The organism is Microcoleus sp. w2-18bC1 (assembly GCF_036700365.1).
Lineage (GTDB): Bacteria > Cyanobacteriota > Cyanobacteriia > Cyanobacteriales > Microcoleaceae > Microcoleus.
Genome location: NZ_JAUBOS010000060.1, coordinates 1 through 19,967, shown reverse-complemented (window position 1 = coordinate 19,967; position 19,967 = coordinate 1). Strand labels below are relative to the sequence as shown.

Below are 19,967 nucleotides of genomic sequence, written 5' to 3'. Positions count from 1 at the left end.
TCTCCGTCTATCTTAAGATCACACATTCCCGACTTCTCTAAAAAATCAGAGTTTTCCATGCCCTTTTTGTGGTTTATTTGAGTTCATTTTCTAGAGGTCATCTTGAGCAACTTGGGCATGGTTTAAGGCAGCAACCAAGGTAACTCCACCTAAAATATTACCAATTAGAGTAGGTATCATGAATTTGCCAAAATATTCTGGCCACGAAACAGCTTTAATTGCCACGGCATAGAAAACTTCCACCGATCCGGCAATAATATGAGGAAATTCACCTAGCCCAACCAGGGAAGTGATGATAACAATTACCCAGAGTTGGGAAGACTCAGCGGCGGGGAGAAGCCAGACCATTAAAGCAATCAACCAACCAGCAAAGATAGCCCGCAATAAAGTTATCCAAAATCCTCCATCGATAACTTTTAAACCTATTTCACCAAACGCTTTTTGAAATTCAGGCGGGAAGACTCCAACCTGTGCAACTATTGAGGCAAATATGAATGAACCTAACAAATTGCTTGCTAAGACAATTCCCCATAATCGCAGCACTCGCATAAAAACTTTGCGTCTGCGATCGTTTAACAAAGGCAGAATGACAGTCAAGGTATTTTCAGTGAACAACTGCTGACGCCCCATCACTACGATGACAAAGCCGATACTGTACCCAAGGCTGACAATGATAGAACTCCAAGATTGCTGGGGTAAATTTGCTTGGAGTACACCTTGAGCCACCAGGGAAAATCCCATAGATAGTCCTGCCGCTAATCCAGACCAAGCTAGGGCTGAAACTGGACGACACAACTCACTTTCACCCTCAACCCTAATCGTTTCGTGAATGATTAAGGCAGTGGGACGGATGCGCTCAATGATCTCTTCACGATCGCGATCGCTTAGTTCCAACTTTTGTTGACCCAGCAATTCTATTGCTTGGCTGGCTCGATCGCAATTTTGTGTCATCTCGCTCTCGTTAAATTATATGAACTTCCTAGTTTTCAGCATACAAACTAAACAATAGCCACGCCCCTAACCTGAGAATGAGCTTTGGATTTTTCTAAAAAGTCTCTTTAGAGAAAAACTTGCAGTGCAGCATCTATCTTAAGTTGGGTGATTTTAAAATTCAAGGTAAAAGCAATATATCTTAAGTAAGATATTTGGCTATTTGCTTTAATTTTGCACAATCTTTCCCATACAGAGGTGTTTGGTTGGCAGGCGTTGTATTAAGCATGAGTTTTATTGGTATTACCAGCATTATTGGTTTGTTTGTTTTGCAAGTTCCACTGCCTTTTGTGAACGGGCTTCTAGCATTCCTATTAGCCTTAATTCCCTATATTGGCGCAATGTTAAGCGTAATTCCCCCGCTGCTGCTGGCTTTATTAAATTTGCCTTCAAAAGCAGGCGCGGTGTTGTTGCTTGATTTCCCTATTCAACAAATTGAAGGCAACTTGGTCACACCTATCATTAGGGAAAAGCAGGTATCTCTGCTTCCCGCTTACACCTTAGCTCTCTTGACAGCATTCGGATTTTTATTTGGCTTTTTGGGATTATTTTTAGCGCTACCAATTCTAATTGTTATTCAAATCTGGGTTAAAGAAGTTTTAATCAAAGATATACTAGACCCCTGGCAGACTGCTCCATCAGAGCCAGTTAATAACCCATAAAGCTATATTTGTCAAGCCCAATTAATGTGAAGTTTATTAATCAATCAACCGATGAGACTCCCGCTCAAGACAGATGACAAAAATCTCTAAACAAAGTAATTATTAGATTAATAAATGATAATATAAATCGTTTGTTTAAGAACTAAGTTAACTGGAAAGGAATGCACCATTGCCTATGCCAGCAGTCGTTAACAACTAAAGTATAAAAAATATGAAACGGGAAAACTCACCCACCGACAGCATTAAAGACTCAATTGGACAGGCAGCTTCTCATCCCTGGTTTGAGCGACTGGCAAGATTGGGATATGCTTCCAAAGGCTTAGTTTACTTTATTGTCGGTTTTTTAGCAGCACAAGCAGCCTTTAGTATGGGCGGCAGGACAACAGATACTAGCGGTGCATTATCAGAAATTGTTAACCAACCCTTCGGTAAATTTCTGCTATTTCTTGTAACGATTGGCATTATTGGTTATGCCCTTTGGCGTATCGTTCAGACAATTCTCGACCCAGAACACCAAGGACAGAAAATGGATGCCAAGCGCATAGCCCAACGCATTGGCTACGCCTTAAGTGCTTTAGGTTATGCAGGTTTGGCTTTAACGGCTGTAAAACTGATAATGGGTTCGGGCGGTGGTAAGAGCGATACAACCGAAGATTTGACAGCCCAAATTTTAGCGCAACCGTTTGGACAATGGCTGGTAGGATTGGCAGGCTCAATTGTTATTGGTGTAGGATTTTCTTATTTTTACGAAGCATATAAAGCCAAATTTCGTCGCCATTTCAAGCTAGATGAAATGAGCCAAACCGAGCAAACTTGGGCGACACGGTTGGGTCGATTCGGAATTGCTGCCCGTGGAATTGTTTTCGTTATAATCGGTTTTTTCTTAATTCAAGCAGCAAGGTTATCGGATGCCAGTCAAACGAAGGGATTGGGCGATGTGTTGGGAATTCTGGCACAACAGCCTTTTAGTCCAGTGATTTTGGCTCTAGTACCTGTGGGTTTAATTGCCTATGGCATCTACTCGGTAATTGAAGCTCGCTATCGGAAAATTTTGCGTTCATAAGCTTGCCCGTTATACAGAGAGTTTTGAGTACAACAAGTTTTTTGAATTAAGAACTTATCTAACTCAAAGCTAAAAAATTTTACAAGGTGTCCTGATAAAATCACATACTTTATAAGTCTGGAGATTTTAACTCAAAACTCAGGGCGAGCACGGGGGCACCGCCCGTACTCAACTCAAAACTCCTAAAAACTGATGGCACAAATTGGTTATCATGCTTCCCACGAACAGTTTAAGCCCAGCGAACTGCTGAAATATGTCAAAATGGCAGAACAAGCTGGCTTTACCCATGCCCTTTCTTCCGATCACTTTCATCCTTGGAGTGAAGCGCAAGGACAAAGTGGTTTTGCTTGGTCTTGGTTGGGTGCAGCAATGCAAGCAACGCCGAGGCTTTCCTATCGGGTTGTTTGCGCTCCCGGACAGCGATATCATCCGGCTATTATTGCCCAAGCTGTGGCAACGTTGGCAGAAATGTTTCCCAATCGTTTTTGGCTAACGGTTGGCAGCGGTCAAGCGTTGAACGAACATATTACTGGGGATAAGTGGCCTACTAAGAGCGATCGCAACACGCGCCTCAAAGAATGTGTCCATATTATCCGCGCCCTTTGGGCAGGAGAAACCGTCACCCATCGCGGTTTAGTGTGCGTAGAAGATGCAAAACTTTATACCCGCCCGGAAATTCTCCCATTAATTATCGGCGCGGCAGTTACCCCAGAAACCGCAGAATGGTTGGGCAGTTGGGCAGATGGATTAATTACTACTTCTCGCCCACCTGAAAAGTTAAAAAAAGTCGTCGATGCGTTTCGTCGCGGTGGTGGAGAAGGGAAACCAATGATTTTGAAAGTGCAGCTTTCCTATGACAGTAATGCAGAGAAATCACTACAAGGTGCTCATCATCAATGGCGTAGTAACATCTTCAAAAGTAAAATGCTGACAGAACTGATAACACCCGATCAATTTGATGCGGCCGGGGAGTTTGTGCAACCAGAGGAGTTATATCAACACGTCCGGATATCGGCAGACCAAGAGCAGCATATTGAGTGGTTGCAAAAAGATATTGAATTGGGGTTTGATGAACTAATTTTGCACAACGTTAACCGAGAACAAGAGCAGTTTATTGAGGTATTTGGCGAAAAAGTAGTGCCAGCGCTGACAAAAAATTGATCTTGGCATCTACCTAATTCAAGACTTTGAATTCTGATTTAATAATTGCTGCATCTCAGCCCGCAAGGCAGCAATTTCAGTTTGAAGTGCTGCAATTGATTTCCCTCCTGCTAATTCTGCTTCGTCATCCTCTGCATCGCGACCAATAAAAAATGTGGCGATGGTCGCAGTTACATAACCAAAAACCGCAAACGCATAGAGTGCCAGAACAAGGCAAAGTATGCGACCTTCTGGCGTTTTGGGCCAATATTCCGAACCCATTGTCATCATTAGCATTGCGGTCCACCATAAGGCTGTGCCGTAATTATTTAACCCGGAGGAACCATCGGCGATATCTTTTTCAAAAGCATACATCCCTGCTGCACCTACCAAGGTAATAATTATCGTTAGTCCTACGACATAACCAAATCCGCGACGGCTAACACTCGCAGCTAATGCCCGCATCCCTCGATTCGTACCAGTCATAACTCGCAACAACTGCAAACTTCGCACAGCCCGTGCTGTTTTGAATGCTCGCACCACTCGTACAATCCTCAAGGTACGCAAAGCAGGCAACAGCAGAGAAAAAGCCGTTATCCAATGGCTTTTAATATAGGAAATTTTGCGGGGAGCCAAGGCAAATTTAACTAGAAAATCGGCAATAAAGATAATCCAAATAGTAGTGCTAACGACTTCTAGCAGTGGATTTAATCCCCAAGTTAATTCAATAATAAATAGGGCTAGCCACACAAATGCCAGCACCAGCATGGGAGCTTCCAGCCAATCTTCTAGCTGTTGCAAAATCTGGCCTTGCTCTTGTTCTATGGCTTGTTTTTCGGCTAGGTTGGGGTTGTTCATTTACCTACCAAATCATTAAAAGTTAGTCTTTTACGCTGCATTTTAGCATAAGCTTTCGCCACCGGCACAGCAGTAAAGCCGTGGGGGATTATTGACGCGCAAAAAATTAGGCAACCAATGACCCAATCTAAATCTAATCCCGTTTTACGTAGCGCCAGCATGGCATAGAAAACTGCTGCCGCACCCCTTGGACCAAACCATCCTAAAAACAAAGTATCCTACCAGCTTTTTAGCTGACCCAGCTCATGCGGGCGAAGACAGCGCAACTAACTACAAACCCTTGTTAAATTCATTCCCACTCTAACGTCCTTCCCTCTTCACGTCCAACTCTTCGCGACGCAGTGTTTCCGCTGCCTCAACAATCTCCGTTTCAACTTCTTTCCTGATGTTAACTTCTTCGCGCACGAAAGCTTCTTTTTTGATATCAGCAGTTTCTTCGTAAACTTCCATACGCATCACCTTTTCCTGCTGGAATGGAGTATCCAGATTTACGGGCGCACCTGCCGTCCCTGGAGTTATACTTTCAATTACAACTCGCTCTTTTTCTGTGGGAATTGAAACTCGTGCCGTTTCGGTTTCTACTCGCTTGCCAATTGCTACATCGCCAGCTTTGTGACGGCTTTTTTCTGCAACCAGTCGTTCTTCGTAGAGTCGGAATTTGTGATGCTCGCGCTCGTTCATCTGATACAATTGAGGCTCTTGTTCGTAAGTGTAGGTGTTGCGATCATAACCAGCAGCCCTAGCTTGGTTAGAGACAGAATGCGGCATAGAAACTGGTGCAGATGCTTCTACAGGCAATGATGCTTCTACAGGTGCAGACCCTTCTACCGTTAGAGTACGATAAACACCCCGCACTTGTTCTTCATAATCGTAATCAACTACCATCCCATCCTCATACCTGGGTAGTCTTTCTGCTTGGTCTTTACTCTTCAAACCCGTCGCGTAGATGCGCTCTGCATCAACATCCACTCGACAAAGAGCAACTGGAACTAATACCTTCTTGCCAAAAATCCAGAAACCTGTGTCAACAACAAAATATCGGAAACGTCCTGTCTCATCAACTAGCGCGGTATCGATGGAGCCAATCTTCTCATCTGTATTTCCAGCATAGATATCCAGGCCTTTGATATCTTCGCCATTAAAAGCCGCTTCGCGGTAGTGGGGATTAAAATCTTCAATTTTGTAAAGTAACATAGGAATCCTTCCCTTTCTATCTACATCAACTTATGCCTCCATTTTAGATATAACTCAAATTTGATGCTTCCTTCTTATGAAGTATTAAATAAAACAGAATAGTACGATGAGTATATTTATTTTAATTTTTTTCTGTCTCTGGATAGATGAATTCTCATTTTTTATCCATCTTCCGCTCCCTCAAGTTTCGCAATTTGAACTTTGAACAACTTTGCCTTTGTTATACTACTCCCTCTGTTTAACTATTATTATGAATATATGCAATGCCGCCTCTTCAGCAAGCAATTTTCCATAACTGATAACTAATAACTAATAAAAACAAATTCCCCGGCCTAACCAGGGAACGAAAGATATTCAAAAAAGTAATGTTGTTTTAATAAATTGAATTTGCCAAAAAGCGGCGATAATTTAGTAGCAGCGATTGTTGATTTGAGAGCAGACGCCGGGGCGGGCAGTCCTGTGCAGGTGCCGCACCCGATCGCATTTTCCAGTCTCAAGAAAACAGTTGCATTCATATTTGAGTACCACTTAAGCTTGGTTGCTGTTGCGAGTCTGGCTAGCCAGCTCCAACAGTTGCGCCCAGCGTTTTTGGACTTGTTTGGGAGTGCATTTGAGCGCGGTGGCGATCGCCTTGTCGCTTTCTTGATTCCGCTTCATTTCTAACAGTTGCTGCATTTCGGGCGCAAGTTGAGCGCGAAATGCTTCCCATTTGTCTGAAGTCATTCCCAGCTTTTGATCGACATCAGCACCCAGCCATTCGTGGACGAGTTTCCAATTTTGAGTGCGGGCAAATTTTTCGACGTGGTACTTGAAACGTTGTTGCAAGTAGTCGCGCTGGCGGGAAGACAAACCGAGCACGCGGTCAATTTCCGAAGCCGAAAGGTCTTGCAATTTTAAAGTTAAGTAATTCACGCATTCTGGCTGATTTTGCGATTCCAGATAGGCGATCAATTCCGAGACTACTCGATCGCGCAACACAGCATCAGCCGGATCGACAGTTTCCGATACCATTTGCTCGCGCACTTGTTGCAGCGCCGGAGAGCGGCTGTACATTTCCGCATCTTCTCCCTTGCCCGACTCTACAGCCATTTCAATGTCGATCGCAGTTTCGGGAGGCTGACCCTTGGCAAATCCTTGAGCGCGCAACACGATCAGGCGTTGGCGGTTGCGGCCGGGCAAACCAATTTGGCGCTTGGCGTAGTGCTCGGTAAAAGCCATGTACTCAGCCAATTCTAGCTGCGTGCGGGGCTGGTAGGTGACATCGAGTTGATGTTCGCGGCGGAAAGCTCGCAGAGATTCGATGTAAAAGCCTTGCAAAAAGTCTTCAATCATGTTGTAGCGAGCTTGGAAGTTCAAGTTCGATCGGAAAGAAGCAACATGGCGGTAAATCATAGCCGCGAGGTGAGAATGCAGTTCGACGCGGCCTTGTTTGGAACCGAGGCGGTAGTATTGCAGGGTTTTTTGCAACCGGTGCTCCGCCAAGGTGATTTGCCAAGCTTCAACTTCGCCGGAAATTTGGATGCGATCGCTCTTTTGGCAAATCCGTTCGACTTCCTTAGCAATCCGCATCGCCACTGCTTGAGCGCTACGGCTGGCAGTTTTCATTTCCCCTTGCAATTCTTTGAGGGCGAAGTTAGCCAAAGCGAGGATATCGATGCTGGGAAGAGTATTGATTTCGGCGGTTTGTTCGCTGGATGCAGCCGGAATGCTGTTGATGTCAGAAGCGGTGTTGCAGTTGACGGTGTTGGTGGCAGCTTTGAGAGTCATGGCGTTTATCGGGTGGTAGGGCACAGCGGGTGTGCAAGGACATTTGTCAGAGAGTGAGGTGGCAGTTGCTGGCGGTTTCGCTTGCTGTGCTGATTCAACTCTCTATACATTGAATGTTACGGAAGTAGAGATAACCGTAGTTATGCCAGTGTTCCACTCTCTCATGCAACAGTTTTTGGCTGCTGAATCTGATTCTAATCGCTGGCTGTGGAAGATTGGTTTTATTGCCGTTAAAGCCTTACTTGACAAGCATTCTGAGCTGTTATGTGCGTGGGGCGATCGCCAGGAAAATGGAGGGTGCTGCGAGGCCGCTGAGTGGACAATCTAATAACTGGCTATTTGAGGCGGTTTTGGCCGTTAGAGATTGTGGAATCGAGACTTGGCAGAGTGTAGCTATCTGCAATGTCTTCAGAACCTACGCAACAGCAGTTAGGAAACCCGGTTAATCTGAAAATTTGATCTTATCCAAGAAGCAAGAAGGAATCAGAAAGAAGCACAGAGAGCTTTGTTTGCCAACAATTCACCCTGATTCTTTCTCTAATACCAAAGTCACCGGCCCGTCATTCTCGATCGAGACTTGCATCATCGCTCCAAACAAGCCTGTTTCGACTTTTAAGCCGCTCTGGCGCAACTTTTCGACAAATTTATCATAAAAAATTTCGGCTCTTTCAGGAGCCGCTGCTCGGTCAAAGGAAGGCCGCCGACCTTTGCGGCAGTCCCCGTAGAGCGTAAACTGACTGACAACCAGCAACTCGCCGCCGATGTCTTGTACGGACTTGTTCCAGCGCCCGGTATCCCCGGCAGAGTCGGGAAACAAACGCAATTCCAGGCATTTGCGAGCCATCCAATCGAGTTCTGCTTCGGTGTCGGTGTCTGCAATACCTACAAGCAAGTTAAGTCCGCAGCCAATTTTGCCGACAATTTGACCTTCAATTTCTACTTGAGATGATTTTACTCGCTGGATGATGAGTCGCATGGGAAATTAGAAATGCTTAAATTTAAAACTAAAAATCAAAAGGTAAACTTACCTTTTTAATAAGAATTATGAAAAAAAACCCGGTTTATCGGATAAATCTTGGTTGTCACCGCGAAATCTCGACGAAAAAACCGGGTTTCTAGCCAGTACACCTCTGTTCTGCTTAATTTTCAACCTTTAGTTTTTCCCAAAACCTTTGCCGCGATTGGTTGAAGGCATACAAAGACAGTTTTCGAGTTGCGATCGCAAAGTCTCGGTATCCAAACCCTGACCGATGAGAACAAGCTGGTTTTTGCGATCGCCTTTCCACTCGTCGTCATCCATCGTAAATCGCTTGCCACTCAAGTGAAAAATATGCCGTTTGGGACTTTCTTCAAACCACATAATCCCTTTCGCGCGAAACACATTTGTTGGCATTTGTTTGTCTAAGAAATATTGAAATTTTCTCAGAGAAAACGGTTTGTCGCTCTGGAAAGAAATTGAGGTAAATCCGTCATTTTCTAAATGGTCGGAGTGGTCGTGATGGCTGTGGTCGTGATGGCCGTGGTCGTGATGTTCGTGACCGTGATGGTCGTGATGTTCGTGATGTTCGTGATGGTCGTGATGTTCGTGATGTTCGTGATGGTCGTGATGGTCGTGATGTTCGTGATTGCTAGGAGTTTCTTCAGATTGGAAATATTTGTCAGATTCAAACAATCCGACGCTGAGGACTAGCGGTAGGGGAACTTGCGATTTTACTGTTCGCAGAATTCGAGCACCTTCTTTGACATCGCGAATTTTAACTTCCAACAAATCTAAATCTGCTTCTTCAACCAAATCAGTTTTGTTGAGGATAATTATATCGCCGTAAGCTATTTGACTGTAAGCTGCTTGAGAGTTGAACAAATCTAAGCTGTAGTTGGCTGCATCTACTACTGTAACTATCGAATCGAGACGAGTCAGGTCGCGCAGTTCTGTGCCTAAAAAAGTCATTGCTACTGGCAGCGGGTCGGCGAGTCCGGTTGTTTCAACTACCAGATAATCGAGATTTTCTTGACGTTCCAGAACTTTGTAAACTGCATTAACTAAATCTTCATTAATAGTGCAGCAGATGCAGCCGTTGTTCAGCTCAACCATGTTGTCGTCGGTAGTGACAATCAGTTCGTTGTCGATACCGATTTCGCCAAATTCATTTACCAAAACTGCTGTTTTCAAACCCTGCTGATTGGTCAGGATGTGGTTGAGCAGGGTTGTTTTGCCGCTGCCGAGAAATCCTGTAATGATTGTAACGGGCAATCCGTGTTTGGGAGCTTCCATCGCCAGTTCTGTCTCGGACTGAGTTGTAGATTGCATAGCTTGAATGTCAAATAATGTCGATCGCACTTTCTTTGTGGCTCTTATTGTATCTTAATTAGGACAAGGCCTGGTAAACCCAGTTTCTCGGATAAATGTTGGGTTTGGTGGCATGGTATCTACGCATCAACCGGTAATCAGCCCGATAGTGCAAAATAAGTGGGCCGCTAATTATCGGCAATTGCTAAGGCGGTCGATCGCACTTTTTTATTTCTTTGATAAACTTTTTTCCAGAGTACCTGTGGCAGTTAGCCTACAAGCTGTGTTCCAGGTAAATCCAGCAGCGACAAATTTGGGGCCGAATCAAGCCCAGTGCGATCGGCAAATTCCCGCTACTCTATAATAATTTTAATTATCGACCTGCGTAAAATATTGAAACCTCAACTATCAACGAAAACAGGGCGGTGGCTAACAACAGCCACCGCCCTCAAGATAGTATTGCGCTATCTAAGTCTGTGCTTACGCAGGAAGCAAGACTGAATCAATAATGTGGATGACACCATTATCAGCAGCAACATCGGCTGTTGTAACGGTAGAATCATTGATTTTGACGCCGTTGGAAGCATCAATTTTCACTTCAGAACCTTCAACTGTCTTGGCAGATTTCAGCTTGACCACATCAGCGGCCATAACTTTGCCAGAAACGACATGATAAGTCAGGATTTTTTTGAGCTTAGGAATGTCCTTAAGCAGTGCTTCTACAGTACCTGCGGGAAGCTTAGCAAAAGCTTCGTCAGTAGGCGCAAAAACAGTGAAGGGGCCAGCGCCTTTAAGAGTATCTACTAAACCAGCAGCTTTGACAGCAGCAACTAGGGTTGTAAAAGATCCAGCCGAAACGGCGGTATCAACAATATCAGCCAAGTGAGTCACCTAGTTTGTGTAATCTATAAATCACTATAACGCTAAAAAGTTAATTTAGCTACATTAATTTTTTCTGTAGTTCTGTCTGGTTTTCTGCTTATTTAAGATAGCATTTTTTTTTAACTCTTTTCCTAAAATACCTATCTAAAGGTAGATATTTCTTTGGCTGTTTTACTGTATTTTTATTTATTCATGTAATCCTAAATACATTAATAAGACGATCGCCCCTGCGCGCTGTTTAAAGTAAACGCAGGGGCGATCGTCCAGAGCCCGGGAAGCTAAGGCATTTTGATTGACTTGGCAAAACATTAAACATTAAGCACAGCACTAAGGCCTCGTAAAGCCAGCCACCCGACTGATGGCAACAGTTGGGGAAATCCCGATCTAAACTGTTAACAACCATTAATTAGCAGAAGGGTGACATGAGATATAAACTACTAGGTCACAGCGGACTTCGCGTTTCCGAAATCTGCCTCGGAACCATGACTTTTGGGGAAGAGTGGGGCTGGGGGAGTTCCTACGACCAAAGCCGTAAAATGTTCGACGCCTTTGCAGAATCGGGCGGCAATTTCATTGATACCGCGAATCTCTACACCAACGGTACTAGCGAAAAATATGTTGGTGAGTTCATCGCAGCAGATCGCGAAAAATGGGTAGTTGCAACTAAGTATAGCCTCAACATGAAGAATGGCGAAATCAATGGTTTCGGCAACCACCGCAAAAATATGGTACAAGCAGTAGAGGCAAGTTTGAAGCGATTGCAAGTTGAATACATAGATTTGCTGTGGCTGCACGCTTGGGATTTTACCACACCCGTCGAAGAAGTAATGCGCGCTTTTGACGATTTGGTACGCGCCGGTAAAATTCTTTACATAGGAATTTCCGATACGCCGGCTTGGATTATTTCTCAAGCAAATACGATCGCCAATCTGCGCGGTTGGACACCATTTATCGGCTTGCAAATCGAGTATTCTTTAAAAGAGCGAACTCCTGAACGGGACTTGATCCCTATGGCAAAAGCCTTTGATATTGGCGTCACAGCTTGGAGTCCCCTAGCAGCCGGTTTGCTGACAGGAAAATACAACACTTCAGAAACAGCCAGCGAAGCTAAACGGCTGAATTCACCTGAATCGGGAAAAATTAACGAACGAGACCTCAAAATTGCTGATGAAGTTAGCAAAATAGCAGCCAAAATTGGCAAACCTGCTTCTCAAGTAGCCCTAAATTGGCTGCGACAACAGCCAGTCCAAGTTATTCCGATTGTGGGTTCGCGCAAACTCTCGCAACTTCAGGAAAATCTCGCTTGTTTGGAGTTTGAATTAACCCCCGAACAAATGCAGCAGTTAGACAAAGTAAGCGCAATTGAATTGGGTTTCCCTCACGATTTCTTAAAGAGTTCGACAGTGCAAGATTTTGCCTTTGGAGGAGGAATCGCCAAAATTGACAGCAGCCGACTGTAAAGTTGCTGCTATTTTCTAGCCGCGGGTTTACGTGGATATTTGGCGTTTGATAGCAGATATCGGCGAACCCGCCCTTAGAGGGATGATTGACATTTGTGCTGTGGGCGCGACGTTAAATTGACGCCCACAGCACAAATGTTATCACCTTGGTATCTTGCCACACACTCGCGCAAAATCTTAGGTTTATCATTGCGGTTGCCTGGATTCTCTGTTATTGTTGAGACAGGTACTCTCCGGTGAGTTTAACCCCACTCTATAAACTGTCAATTGTTAATCTATCGGAAGTCATAAATGTCTGCTAATTATCTGTATATTAGGATACAAATTTTCCTAATTAGCGATCGGATGAGTTAAAAAAAAGCAAGGTTTGTCAAATCAAAAAGCAACATAAACTGGATGGCAAATTTTGTCTCATCTTCAAATAAAGCAATAAAACTCGCTCTTTTTTCACCCCGTACCTGCCAGTTAAAAGTCATTTTACAAGGTAGATCGGCATTTTAAGGGCTTTGCAACCCCGCATACAACCTAGGTGTCTCCTGAGAGAAAAGTCATCCTTCAGATAGAAGTTAGGGCAGAAAAACTGGGTTACATTTAACAACAATAGCAAGTCTAACAATATTAACTTATCTCCAAGTTTCAATTCTGAAAAAAGCAGATAAGCGTGTTTTCCCGCAGCAAAACAGTTTCTTTGTTTGGCTCCCTGAATGCGGCGCTTGCTCGTCAATAAATGTTCTCAGATTTATGCTTTCGACTTTCAGTAAGACAATGCTGAGAAATATATCCTATTGACAAATTTTAACTGACAAATTTTCATTGACAAATTCCAGAGGCTAATATGTCGCCCCCAGAAAACTCAGTAAACAATAAGTATAGCAATAAAAGTCGAGCATGGGAGATCCGATTTACCTCTATAGATCCAGCCAAATCACTCTCTCAATTTGCTCCATCGGCCGCATTGCGCGCCAACTTATCAAAAGCTGATGCTTTAGAGGCACCAGATTTAGTTTGCCTGTCTCATCTGCGGTGGAATTTTGTCTATCAGCGTCCGCAACATCTCTTGAGTCGCTGTGCGAAAAGTCGTCGCGTCTTCTTTGTAGAAGAACCAATTTTGAGCGAGGCTAAAGATTGGTGGCTTGATGTCAGCATCCACGAAAGCGGAGTCTGGGTAATCGTACCGCACCTGAGCGAAGGAATCAGCGAAGCAACAGCACAAACTGCTCAACAAGCCATGCTAGATGATTTGTTTCGATCGGCCGAAATTAGCCACTACATCCTCTGGTATTACACACCAATGGCTGTCAGTTTCACAAACCACTTAAAGCCGCTAGCTGTAGTTTACGACTGCATGGATGAACTGTCAGCATTCCAAGGCGCGCACCCGGATTTAAAAGCCAATGAAAACCAATTATTAAAGCGCGCTAGCGTAGTATTTACCGGGGGACACAACCTTTACGAAGCTAAACAGCATCAGCACCCAAACATTCACGCCTTCCCCAGCAGCATCGAAAAAGAACACTTTGCGACAGCCAGGAATCTTTCACAAGAACCGGTGGATCAAAAAGACATTCCTCACCCGCGTTTGGGATTTTATGGCGTCATAGACGAACGCATGGATATCGAACTGCTGGGGGGCATTGCCCAAGCAAGGCCGGACTGGCATTTAGTCATCATTGGCCCGGTGGCGAAAATCGATCCGACAACTCTGCCAACTCACCCAAATATCCACTATCTCGGCGGCAAATCTTATCAAGAACTGCCAGCGTATCTTGGCGGATGGGATATCGCCATGCTGCCTTTTGCGATCAACGAATCAACTAAGTTTATTAGTCCTACGAAAACTCCAGAATACCTCGCTGCCGGAAAACCGGTGATTTCTACTCCTATCCGCGACGTGGTGCGGCCGTACGGAGAAAACGGCTTGGTTCGGATTGCTAGCAATTCTGAAGAATTCGTTGCTTGTGCCGAAGAAATCCTCAGCGAAAGTTCGGACGTTCACACCAAGTGGCTGAGTGAAGTAGACGCCTTTTTAGCAGACAATTCTTGGGACAATACCTGGGGCGAAATGCTGGGGTTGATCGAAAGTGCGATCGACGAGAAACGGCAGAAAGCCGAAGCCAAGATGAAAGTTTTAAGTTAGGAAGGTTGAGGTTGAAGTGAAAGAGTTACACTTTACGGATTCAAAACTTAACACTCAACACTCCTCGCTGTATGTCCAATTACCAATTATTCCTTACCCTTACCCACAATCAGAGGTGTTTCAATGTTTGACTATTTAATCGTCGGAGCCGGATTTGCAGGTAGCGTTATTGCCGAAAGACTAGCAAATGAAGCCGGAAAAACAGTCCTGATAATTGATACCCGCAACCACATCGGCGGCAACGCATACGATCACTACGACAACCACGGCATCCTGGTACACAAATACGGCCCCCACATTTTTCACACCAATTCGCGCCCTGTTTTCGAGTATCTTTCGCGCTTCACCGAGTGGCGACCTTACGAACACCGAGTCCTCGCCAGTGTTGACGGTCAACTGCTGCCAATTCCGATCAATCTCAACACCGTAAACAAACTTTACGGACTGAATCTCACCTCATTTGAAGTCGAAGATTTCTTCGCGAAAGTAGCAGAACCAAAGGATTACATTCGCACTTCCGAAGATGTCGTTGTCAGCAAAGTCGGTCGCGAACTTTACGAGAAATTCTTCCGCAACTACACCCGCAAACAGTGGGGCATGGACCCGTCGGAACTCGACAACTCAGTGATTGCGCGCGTACCCACTCGCACTAACCGGGACGATCGCTATTTCACCGATACCTATCAAGCAATGCCGCTGCACGGCTACACTCGGATGTTTGAAAAGATGCTTTCTCACCCAAACATCAAGGTGATGCTGAATACCGACTACCGGGAGATTGAGGGTTTTATCCCTTACGGAGAAATGATTTACACCGGGCCAGTCGATTCCTATTTCAATTATTGCTACGGCAAACTTCCTTACCGTTCCTTAGAATTCAAGCACGAAACACTGAACGTAGCCGTACACCAAGAAGCACCGGTGGTAAATTACCCCAACGAGCATTTATATACTCGCTGCACCGAGTTTAAATACCTCACCGGACAAGAGCATCTAAAAACTAGCATTGTCTACGAATACCCGCAAGCTGAGGGAGACCCTTACTACCCGGTTCCGCGTCCCGAAAATGCCGAAATTTACAAGAAATATAAGGCTTTGGCTGATGCAACTCCGGGAGTATCTTTCGTGGGAAGGCTGGCGACTTACAGGTATTACAACATGGATCAAGTGGTCGCTCAAGCTCTGACAACTTACAAACAAATTACTACCAAGCCGGTGATTGAATTGGTAGAAAATGTTAACGCTTCTGTCTCTAATGTCAGCACATCCAATGGAGTTTCCCATCGCCCAGCCGCAGCAGCTTCTCTAGAAGTCGCTGCTGTCAACCACGGCAACAGCAACGGCAACGGCAACGGCCAATCTGTTAGCAAGTAGCTGGAAGTTGCGAGTTCCTGGTAAAAAGAAAAGGTAAGGTGCTCAATCAGCACCTTACTAGATTTTTATCAAAAGTTATTTAATAATTCAAACAAGCCTTGAGGTGAAAATGAACGTTCTAGTTAAAATTGTTTTGTCTCATGAGGTTTTGGAAGTTTCTCAATTTGCTCAGTTTCAGAAAGAAATACAGCGCCTCATTGAAAGCGGTGGCAAAATTCTGATGCTGGATTTCTCAAAAATAAATTTCCTGAAAAATTCCGAGTTAATGGCTGTAGTGGCGATCGTGAAATTAGTGAGAGACAGCGAATGTATACTTTTGATCTCTGCCATGAGCGAACAAGTTAGAATTCTCTTTGAACTCACGGGACTACAGCAAATATTTCAGTGTTTGCCGTTTGCAGAAGAATTTTCTTTTAAAAGTGAGCTAACTGAACCGTTAGGAGGTTTGCAAAGTCTTGCTAGCTAGAGGGAGAGGGGGAGAGGGAGACAGGAAAAATCTTCCTGGTTTATTCTTTTTTCTTCTGACTAATGACTTCAGCACAAGAGAGTCTTCAGATGAGGCTGTTTTAATAGGCAGAACTTTTGCAAATTAATCAGCAAAAGACTTGTCAAAGTGGGGGTAATTGTCGCTAACCTATAAATATAACTTTGGGTAGATGTGCCGATGAGTTGGTTAGGTAGAGAACTAGAAAATTGTGAGATAGAAGAGTCTGCAACTCTTGATAGTAAGGTGACAGTTCAAGGACGGAAAACAGGTTATCCGCGCCCCCAACTGCGCCGGAGCAACTGGATTTGTCTCAATGGTCCGTGGAGGTTTGCTTACGATGACGCGGGCCACTGCGTGCAGCCGATCGATATTTCTGAGTGGACTCACACTATAGAAGTTCCGTTTGCTCCAGAATCGGCAAAAAGCGGGATCGGCGACACGAATTTTCACGCCAACTGCTGGTATGAACGCGAATTTGACGTACCCCACACAGAAGGCAGAGTTCTCCTCCACTTTGGGGCCGTAGACTACCGCGCCCGCGTCTGGGTGAACGGTCAATTTGTCATCGAACACGAAGGCGGACACACTCCTTTCACCGCAGACATTACAGCAGTTGTGAACCTCAACGGGCTGCAGCGGGTGACAGTGTGGGCCCAGGACGACCCGCAAGATTTGGAGAAACCGCGCGGCAAGCAAGACTGGCAAATAGAGCCCCACAGTATTTGGTATCCGCGCACGACCGGGATTTGGCAGACAGTCTGGGTAGAATTGGTGCCTCACACTTATATCGAGCGCATCCGCTGGACCCCGCAGTTTGAACGCTGGGAAATCGGTTTTGAAGCGTTTGTCGCGGGCGATCGCCAGTCGGGAATCCAGATTAAAGTCAAACTGTCGATCGGCTGTTTGCTGCTAGTCAACGACACCTACGAAGTCATCAACGGCGAAATCCACCGCCGTATCGCCCTCTCGGACCCTGGTATCGACGACTACCGCAACGAATTGCTGTGGAGTCCCGAAAAACCTACGTTAATTAACGCTCAAGTACAGTTGTGGGCCGACGGCAAACTCCTCGACGAGGTAAAATCTTATACCGCGATGCGGACTGTCAGCATCCAGCGCGATCGCTTCATGCTCAACGGCCGCCCCTACTATTTGCGACTGGTGCTCGACCAAGGTTACTGGCCCGACACCATGATGACTGCCCCTTCCGACGAAGCTTTGCGCCACGATGTCGAATTAGTCAAAGCAATGGGTTTCAACGGCGTCCGCAAGCACCAAAAAATCGAAGACCCCCGATTTTTGTACTGGGCTGATGTGCTGGGGCTCCTAGTTTGGGAAGAAATGCCCAGCGCCTACCGCTTCACTCCCAAAGCCGTACAACGGCTGACGCGGGAGTGGACAGAAGTCATCGACCGCGACGCCAGCCACCCCTGTATCGTAGTCTGGGTACCGTTCAACGAATCTTGGGGAGTTCCGAATTTAGTCGAAGCCGCAGCCCACCGCAACTACGTGCAAGCGCTGTATTTCTTAACCAAAACCCTCGATCCGACTCGCCCCGTCATCGGTAATGACGGCTGGGAAAGCATCGATACCGACATCCTGGCGATTCACGACTATGACAACAACCCGCAAACCCTAGCTAAGCGCTACGGGCCCGAAGTTCAGCTAGCCGATTTGTTCGATCGCGGGCGTCCGGGCGGGCGTATCCTCACCCTAGACGGCCACCCGCACCAAGGACAGCCGATGATGCTGACAGAATTCGGTGGCATCGCCTGCGCCGGCCACGAAAACCCCGATTTTTACAGGGTTTGGGGCTACGTGCGCGCATGGGACACGAAGGAACTGCAAAGGCGCTACACCGCGCTGCTGAAGGTGGTAAACCAAGTGGAAATGTTCAGTGGATTTTGTTACACGCAGTTAACCGATACTTACCAAGAAGCTAACGGTTTGCTGTATGCAGATCGCACTCCCAAATTTCCCCTAGAGACGATGGCTGCGGCAACTCTCGGCTGGGATATTCCCGAAGAAAGTTCACAGCCGCAAGCTATTACTCAGTGCTAATCGGGCATGGGGCATGGGGCATGGGGCATGGGGGATCGGTTATTAGTTATTAGTTATTAGTTATTAGTTAATTGCTAACAATTACCAATTTCTAAATTCCTAATGCCCAATGCCCAATGCCCAATGCCCAATGCCTAATGCCCAATGCCCAATGACCCATTACCCATTCGATTGATGTTTCAAAGTTTTTTCATGGGCGGCTTTGAATGTTCCACCCACAAATTGCTATCAGGAAAGCGTCTCGATGTCACAGCCGCCACCGGCCACGATAAATTTGTAGCAGCCGACTACCAACGCTTGCAGGAAAAAGGCATTTATACAGTCCGCGAAGGCCTCCGCTGGCACTTAATTGAACAGACACCCGGAAAATACGATTTTTCCAGTTCCCTGCCAATTATCCGGGCCGCCCGCGACATGAAAATGCAGGTAATTTGGGATTTGTTTCACTACGGTTGGCCCGACGATATTGATATTTTCAGTCCCGAATTTGTGTCCAGGTTTGCCAGCATGGTGCGCGCTTTTATGGAAGTGCTAACTGAGGAAACCGACCAAACACCTTTCGTGACACCTGTCAATGAAATTTCATTTATTGCTTGGGCCGGCGGCGATGTCGCCTACATCAATCCGTTTGCAAAAGGGCGGGGAGACGAGCTAAAAGTCCAGTTAATCAAAGCTGCGATCGCAGCGATAGAATCTGTTTGGGAAGTCAATCCCCGCACCCGCATCGTTCAAATCGACCCCACAATTAACATTATTGCTGACCCTGAAAAACCGGAGGATCGGGACGCGGCGGAAGGTTATCGCTTATCTCAATATCAAGCTTGGGATATGTTGGCTGGACGCTTTCGCCCGGAACTCGGCGGCAAGGAAAAATATCTCGATATTATTGGGGTGAATTATTACGATCGCAATCAGTGGATTCACAATGAAGAGCCCATGAAATACACCGATACGCTGTACCGCCCGTTTCGCGAAATGCTGCAAGAAGTGTTTGAGCGCTACGGTCGCCCCTTATTCGTAGCAGAAACAGGCACTGAAGACGATTTTAGACCTGTCTGGTTTAATTATGTGTGCACCGAGGTAATGGCGGCGATGAAAGCAGGAGTTCCGATCGAGGGAATCTGCTTGTATCCGATTGTTAACCATCCGGGTTGGGACGACGACAGGCACTGTTACAATGGTTTGTGGGATTATTGCAATGAATCGGGCGATCGGGAAATTTACCAGCCTTTGGCGGATGAATTGCAGTTTCAAAGGCAGCAGATTGAACCCTTGCTGAAGTCGCAGGATTGATAGCTGCGATCTAATTCTTTAGGGTGCGCTGCGGCGCACCTTAAGTTGTTAATCTAATTAATAAGCTGTTCGACATCTAAACTGCATTAACTCGCGTTACCTTTGTTTTTGATTTTTCGGTTCCATTTCATAATTAATTCTCCTTCATTTAAAAGTTTATGTAACAGTGATTCTAGTTTTTCAATGGATTCAAATAATCTATTAGCAACATATTCCTTTGCGGAATGCCATACTAATTCAACTAGGTTATAGTCAGGGCTATACTTGGGCAAAAACTCTATGATTAGATTCGGCATCTCTGACGCTATTTTC

The 19,967-nt window shown here is 45.5% G+C and carries 20 protein-coding genes; 11 read left to right on the top strand and 9 right to left on the bottom strand.

From position 1 onward, the window contains the following. Window positions 1–90: 90 nt before the first annotated feature. Window positions 91–951 carry a formate/nitrite transporter family protein gene (locus QT979_RS22990; RefSeq protein WP_333311786.1) on the bottom strand — a complete coding sequence of 287 codons (861 nt, stop codon included), beginning with the start codon at window positions 949–951 and terminating at the stop codon, window positions 91–93. A 194-nt stretch (window positions 952–1,145) separates the two neighbouring features. Between QT979_RS22990 and QT979_RS22985 the strand changes: the two genes are divergently transcribed. From QT979_RS22985 to QT979_RS22975, 3 genes are all read left to right on the top strand, one after another. Continuing rightward, on the top strand, window positions 1,146–1,652 hold the full coding sequence (locus tag QT979_RS22985; protein WP_333311785.1) for an AI-2E family transporter: 507 nt from the start codon (window positions 1,146–1,148) through the stop codon (window positions 1,650–1,652). Between the two features lie 211 nt (window positions 1,653–1,863). Next, window positions 1,864–2,715 (top strand): DUF1206 domain-containing protein, encoded by an 852-nt coding sequence (locus QT979_RS22980; RefSeq protein WP_333311784.1) that lies wholly within the window; start codon window positions 1,864–1,866, stop codon window positions 2,713–2,715. A 192-nt stretch (window positions 2,716–2,907) separates the two neighbouring features. Continuing rightward, complete coding sequence (locus tag QT979_RS22975) at window positions 2,908–3,876, top strand: TIGR03885 family FMN-dependent LLM class oxidoreductase (RefSeq protein ID WP_333311783.1); 969 nt, start codon at window positions 2,908–2,910, stop codon at window positions 3,874–3,876. A gap of 18 nt (window positions 3,877–3,894) precedes the next feature. Here the strand turns inward: QT979_RS22975 and QT979_RS22970 are convergent, their stop codons facing one another. From QT979_RS22970 to QT979_RS22955, 4 genes are all read right to left on the bottom strand, one after another. Continuing rightward, window positions 3,895–4,713, bottom strand: a complete 819-nt coding sequence (locus QT979_RS22970; protein WP_333311782.1) for an ion transporter — start codon at window positions 4,711–4,713, stop codon at window positions 3,895–3,897. Beyond that, on the bottom strand, window positions 4,710–4,925 hold the full coding sequence (locus tag QT979_RS22965; RefSeq protein WP_333213272.1) for a hypothetical protein: 216 nt from the start codon (window positions 4,923–4,925) through the stop codon (window positions 4,710–4,712). Before QT979_RS22965 ends, QT979_RS22970 begins: the two co-directional genes overlap by 4 nt. An 88-nt stretch (window positions 4,926–5,013) precedes the next feature. Beyond that, window positions 5,014–5,907: a DUF2382 domain-containing protein gene (locus QT979_RS22960; RefSeq protein WP_333311781.1), complete on the bottom strand. Its 894-nt coding sequence runs from the start codon at window positions 5,905–5,907 to the stop codon at window positions 5,014–5,016. A gap of 528 nt (window positions 5,908–6,435) precedes the next feature. Continuing rightward, a complete protein-coding gene (locus tag QT979_RS22955) occupies window positions 6,436–7,674 on the bottom strand; it encodes a HetZ-related protein (RefSeq protein ID WP_333213274.1) in 1,239 nt (412 codons plus the stop codon). Window positions 7,675–7,717: 43 nt separating this feature from the next. Here QT979_RS22955 and QT979_RS22950 point away from each other — a divergent pair, with 43 nt between their 5' ends. Further along, window positions 7,718–8,002, top strand: coding sequence for a hypothetical protein (locus tag QT979_RS22950; protein ID WP_333226462.1), 285 nt, complete (start codon window positions 7,718–7,720; stop codon window positions 8,000–8,002). A 192-nt stretch (window positions 8,003–8,194) separates the two neighbouring features. Here the strand turns inward: QT979_RS22950 and dtd are convergent, their stop codons facing one another. Both dtd and QT979_RS22940 read right to left on the bottom strand, forming a co-directional pair. After that, window positions 8,195–8,650, bottom strand: coding sequence for a D-aminoacyl-tRNA deacylase (dtd, locus tag QT979_RS22945; protein WP_333213276.1), 456 nt, complete (start codon window positions 8,648–8,650; stop codon window positions 8,195–8,197). A 177-nt stretch (window positions 8,651–8,827) separates the two neighbouring features. Continuing rightward, complete coding sequence (locus tag QT979_RS22940; RefSeq protein ID WP_333213293.1) at window positions 8,828–9,982, bottom strand: GTP-binding protein; 1,155 nt, start codon at window positions 9,980–9,982, stop codon at window positions 8,828–8,830. 112 nt (window positions 9,983–10,094) lie between these two features. Between QT979_RS22940 and QT979_RS22935 the strand changes: the two genes are divergently transcribed. Then, window positions 10,095–10,325, top strand: coding sequence for a hypothetical protein (locus tag QT979_RS22935; RefSeq protein WP_333226460.1), 231 nt, complete (start codon window positions 10,095–10,097; stop codon window positions 10,323–10,325). A gap of 116 nt (window positions 10,326–10,441) precedes the next feature. On the opposite strand, the gene QT979_RS22930 is transcribed toward QT979_RS22935, so the two are convergent. Continuing rightward, the gene (locus QT979_RS22930) at window positions 10,442–10,843 is read right to left on the bottom strand and encodes a fasciclin domain-containing protein (protein ID WP_333213277.1); all 402 of its coding nucleotides are present in this window, start codon (window positions 10,841–10,843) and stop codon (window positions 10,442–10,444) included. A 422-nt stretch (window positions 10,844–11,265) separates the two neighbouring features. On the opposite strand from QT979_RS22930, the gene QT979_RS22925 reads away from it, so the two are divergent. The 6 genes from QT979_RS22925 (at window position 11,266) to QT979_RS22900 (ending at window position 19,655) form a co-directional block, all read left to right on the top strand. Further along, window positions 11,266–12,303 carry an aldo/keto reductase gene (locus QT979_RS22925; RefSeq protein ID WP_333311780.1) on the top strand — a complete coding sequence of 346 codons (1,038 nt, stop codon included), beginning with the start codon at window positions 11,266–11,268 and terminating at the stop codon, window positions 12,301–12,303. An 835-nt stretch (window positions 12,304–13,138) separates the two neighbouring features. Continuing rightward, a complete protein-coding gene (locus QT979_RS22920; protein WP_333311779.1) occupies window positions 13,139–14,440 on the top strand; it encodes a glycosyltransferase family 1 protein in 1,302 nt (433 codons plus the stop codon). A gap of 123 nt (window positions 14,441–14,563) precedes the next feature. Beyond that, window positions 14,564–15,814 carry a UDP-galactopyranose mutase gene (gene glf, locus QT979_RS22915; RefSeq protein ID WP_333213281.1) on the top strand — a complete coding sequence of 417 codons (1,251 nt, stop codon included), beginning with the start codon at window positions 14,564–14,566 and terminating at the stop codon, window positions 15,812–15,814. 109 nt (window positions 15,815–15,923) lie between these two features. Next, complete coding sequence (locus tag QT979_RS22910; protein WP_333213282.1) at window positions 15,924–16,280, top strand: STAS domain-containing protein; 357 nt, start codon at window positions 15,924–15,926, stop codon at window positions 16,278–16,280. Window positions 16,281–16,478: 198 nt separating this feature from the next. After that, window positions 16,479–18,362 carry a glycoside hydrolase family 2 TIM barrel-domain containing protein gene (locus tag QT979_RS22905; RefSeq protein ID WP_333213283.1) on the top strand — a complete coding sequence of 628 codons (1,884 nt, stop codon included), beginning with the start codon at window positions 16,479–16,481 and terminating at the stop codon, window positions 18,360–18,362. Between the two features lie 144 nt (window positions 18,363–18,506). Next, window positions 18,507–19,655 carry a beta-glucosidase gene (locus tag QT979_RS22900; RefSeq protein ID WP_333311778.1) on the top strand — a complete coding sequence of 383 codons (1,149 nt, stop codon included), beginning with the start codon at window positions 18,507–18,509 and terminating at the stop codon, window positions 19,653–19,655. An 86-nt stretch (window positions 19,656–19,741) separates the two neighbouring features. Here the strand turns inward: QT979_RS22900 and QT979_RS22895 are convergent. Beyond that, on the bottom strand, window positions 19,742–19,967 hold a 226-nt coding region (locus QT979_RS22895; protein ID WP_333311777.1), incomplete at its 5' end, for a transposase.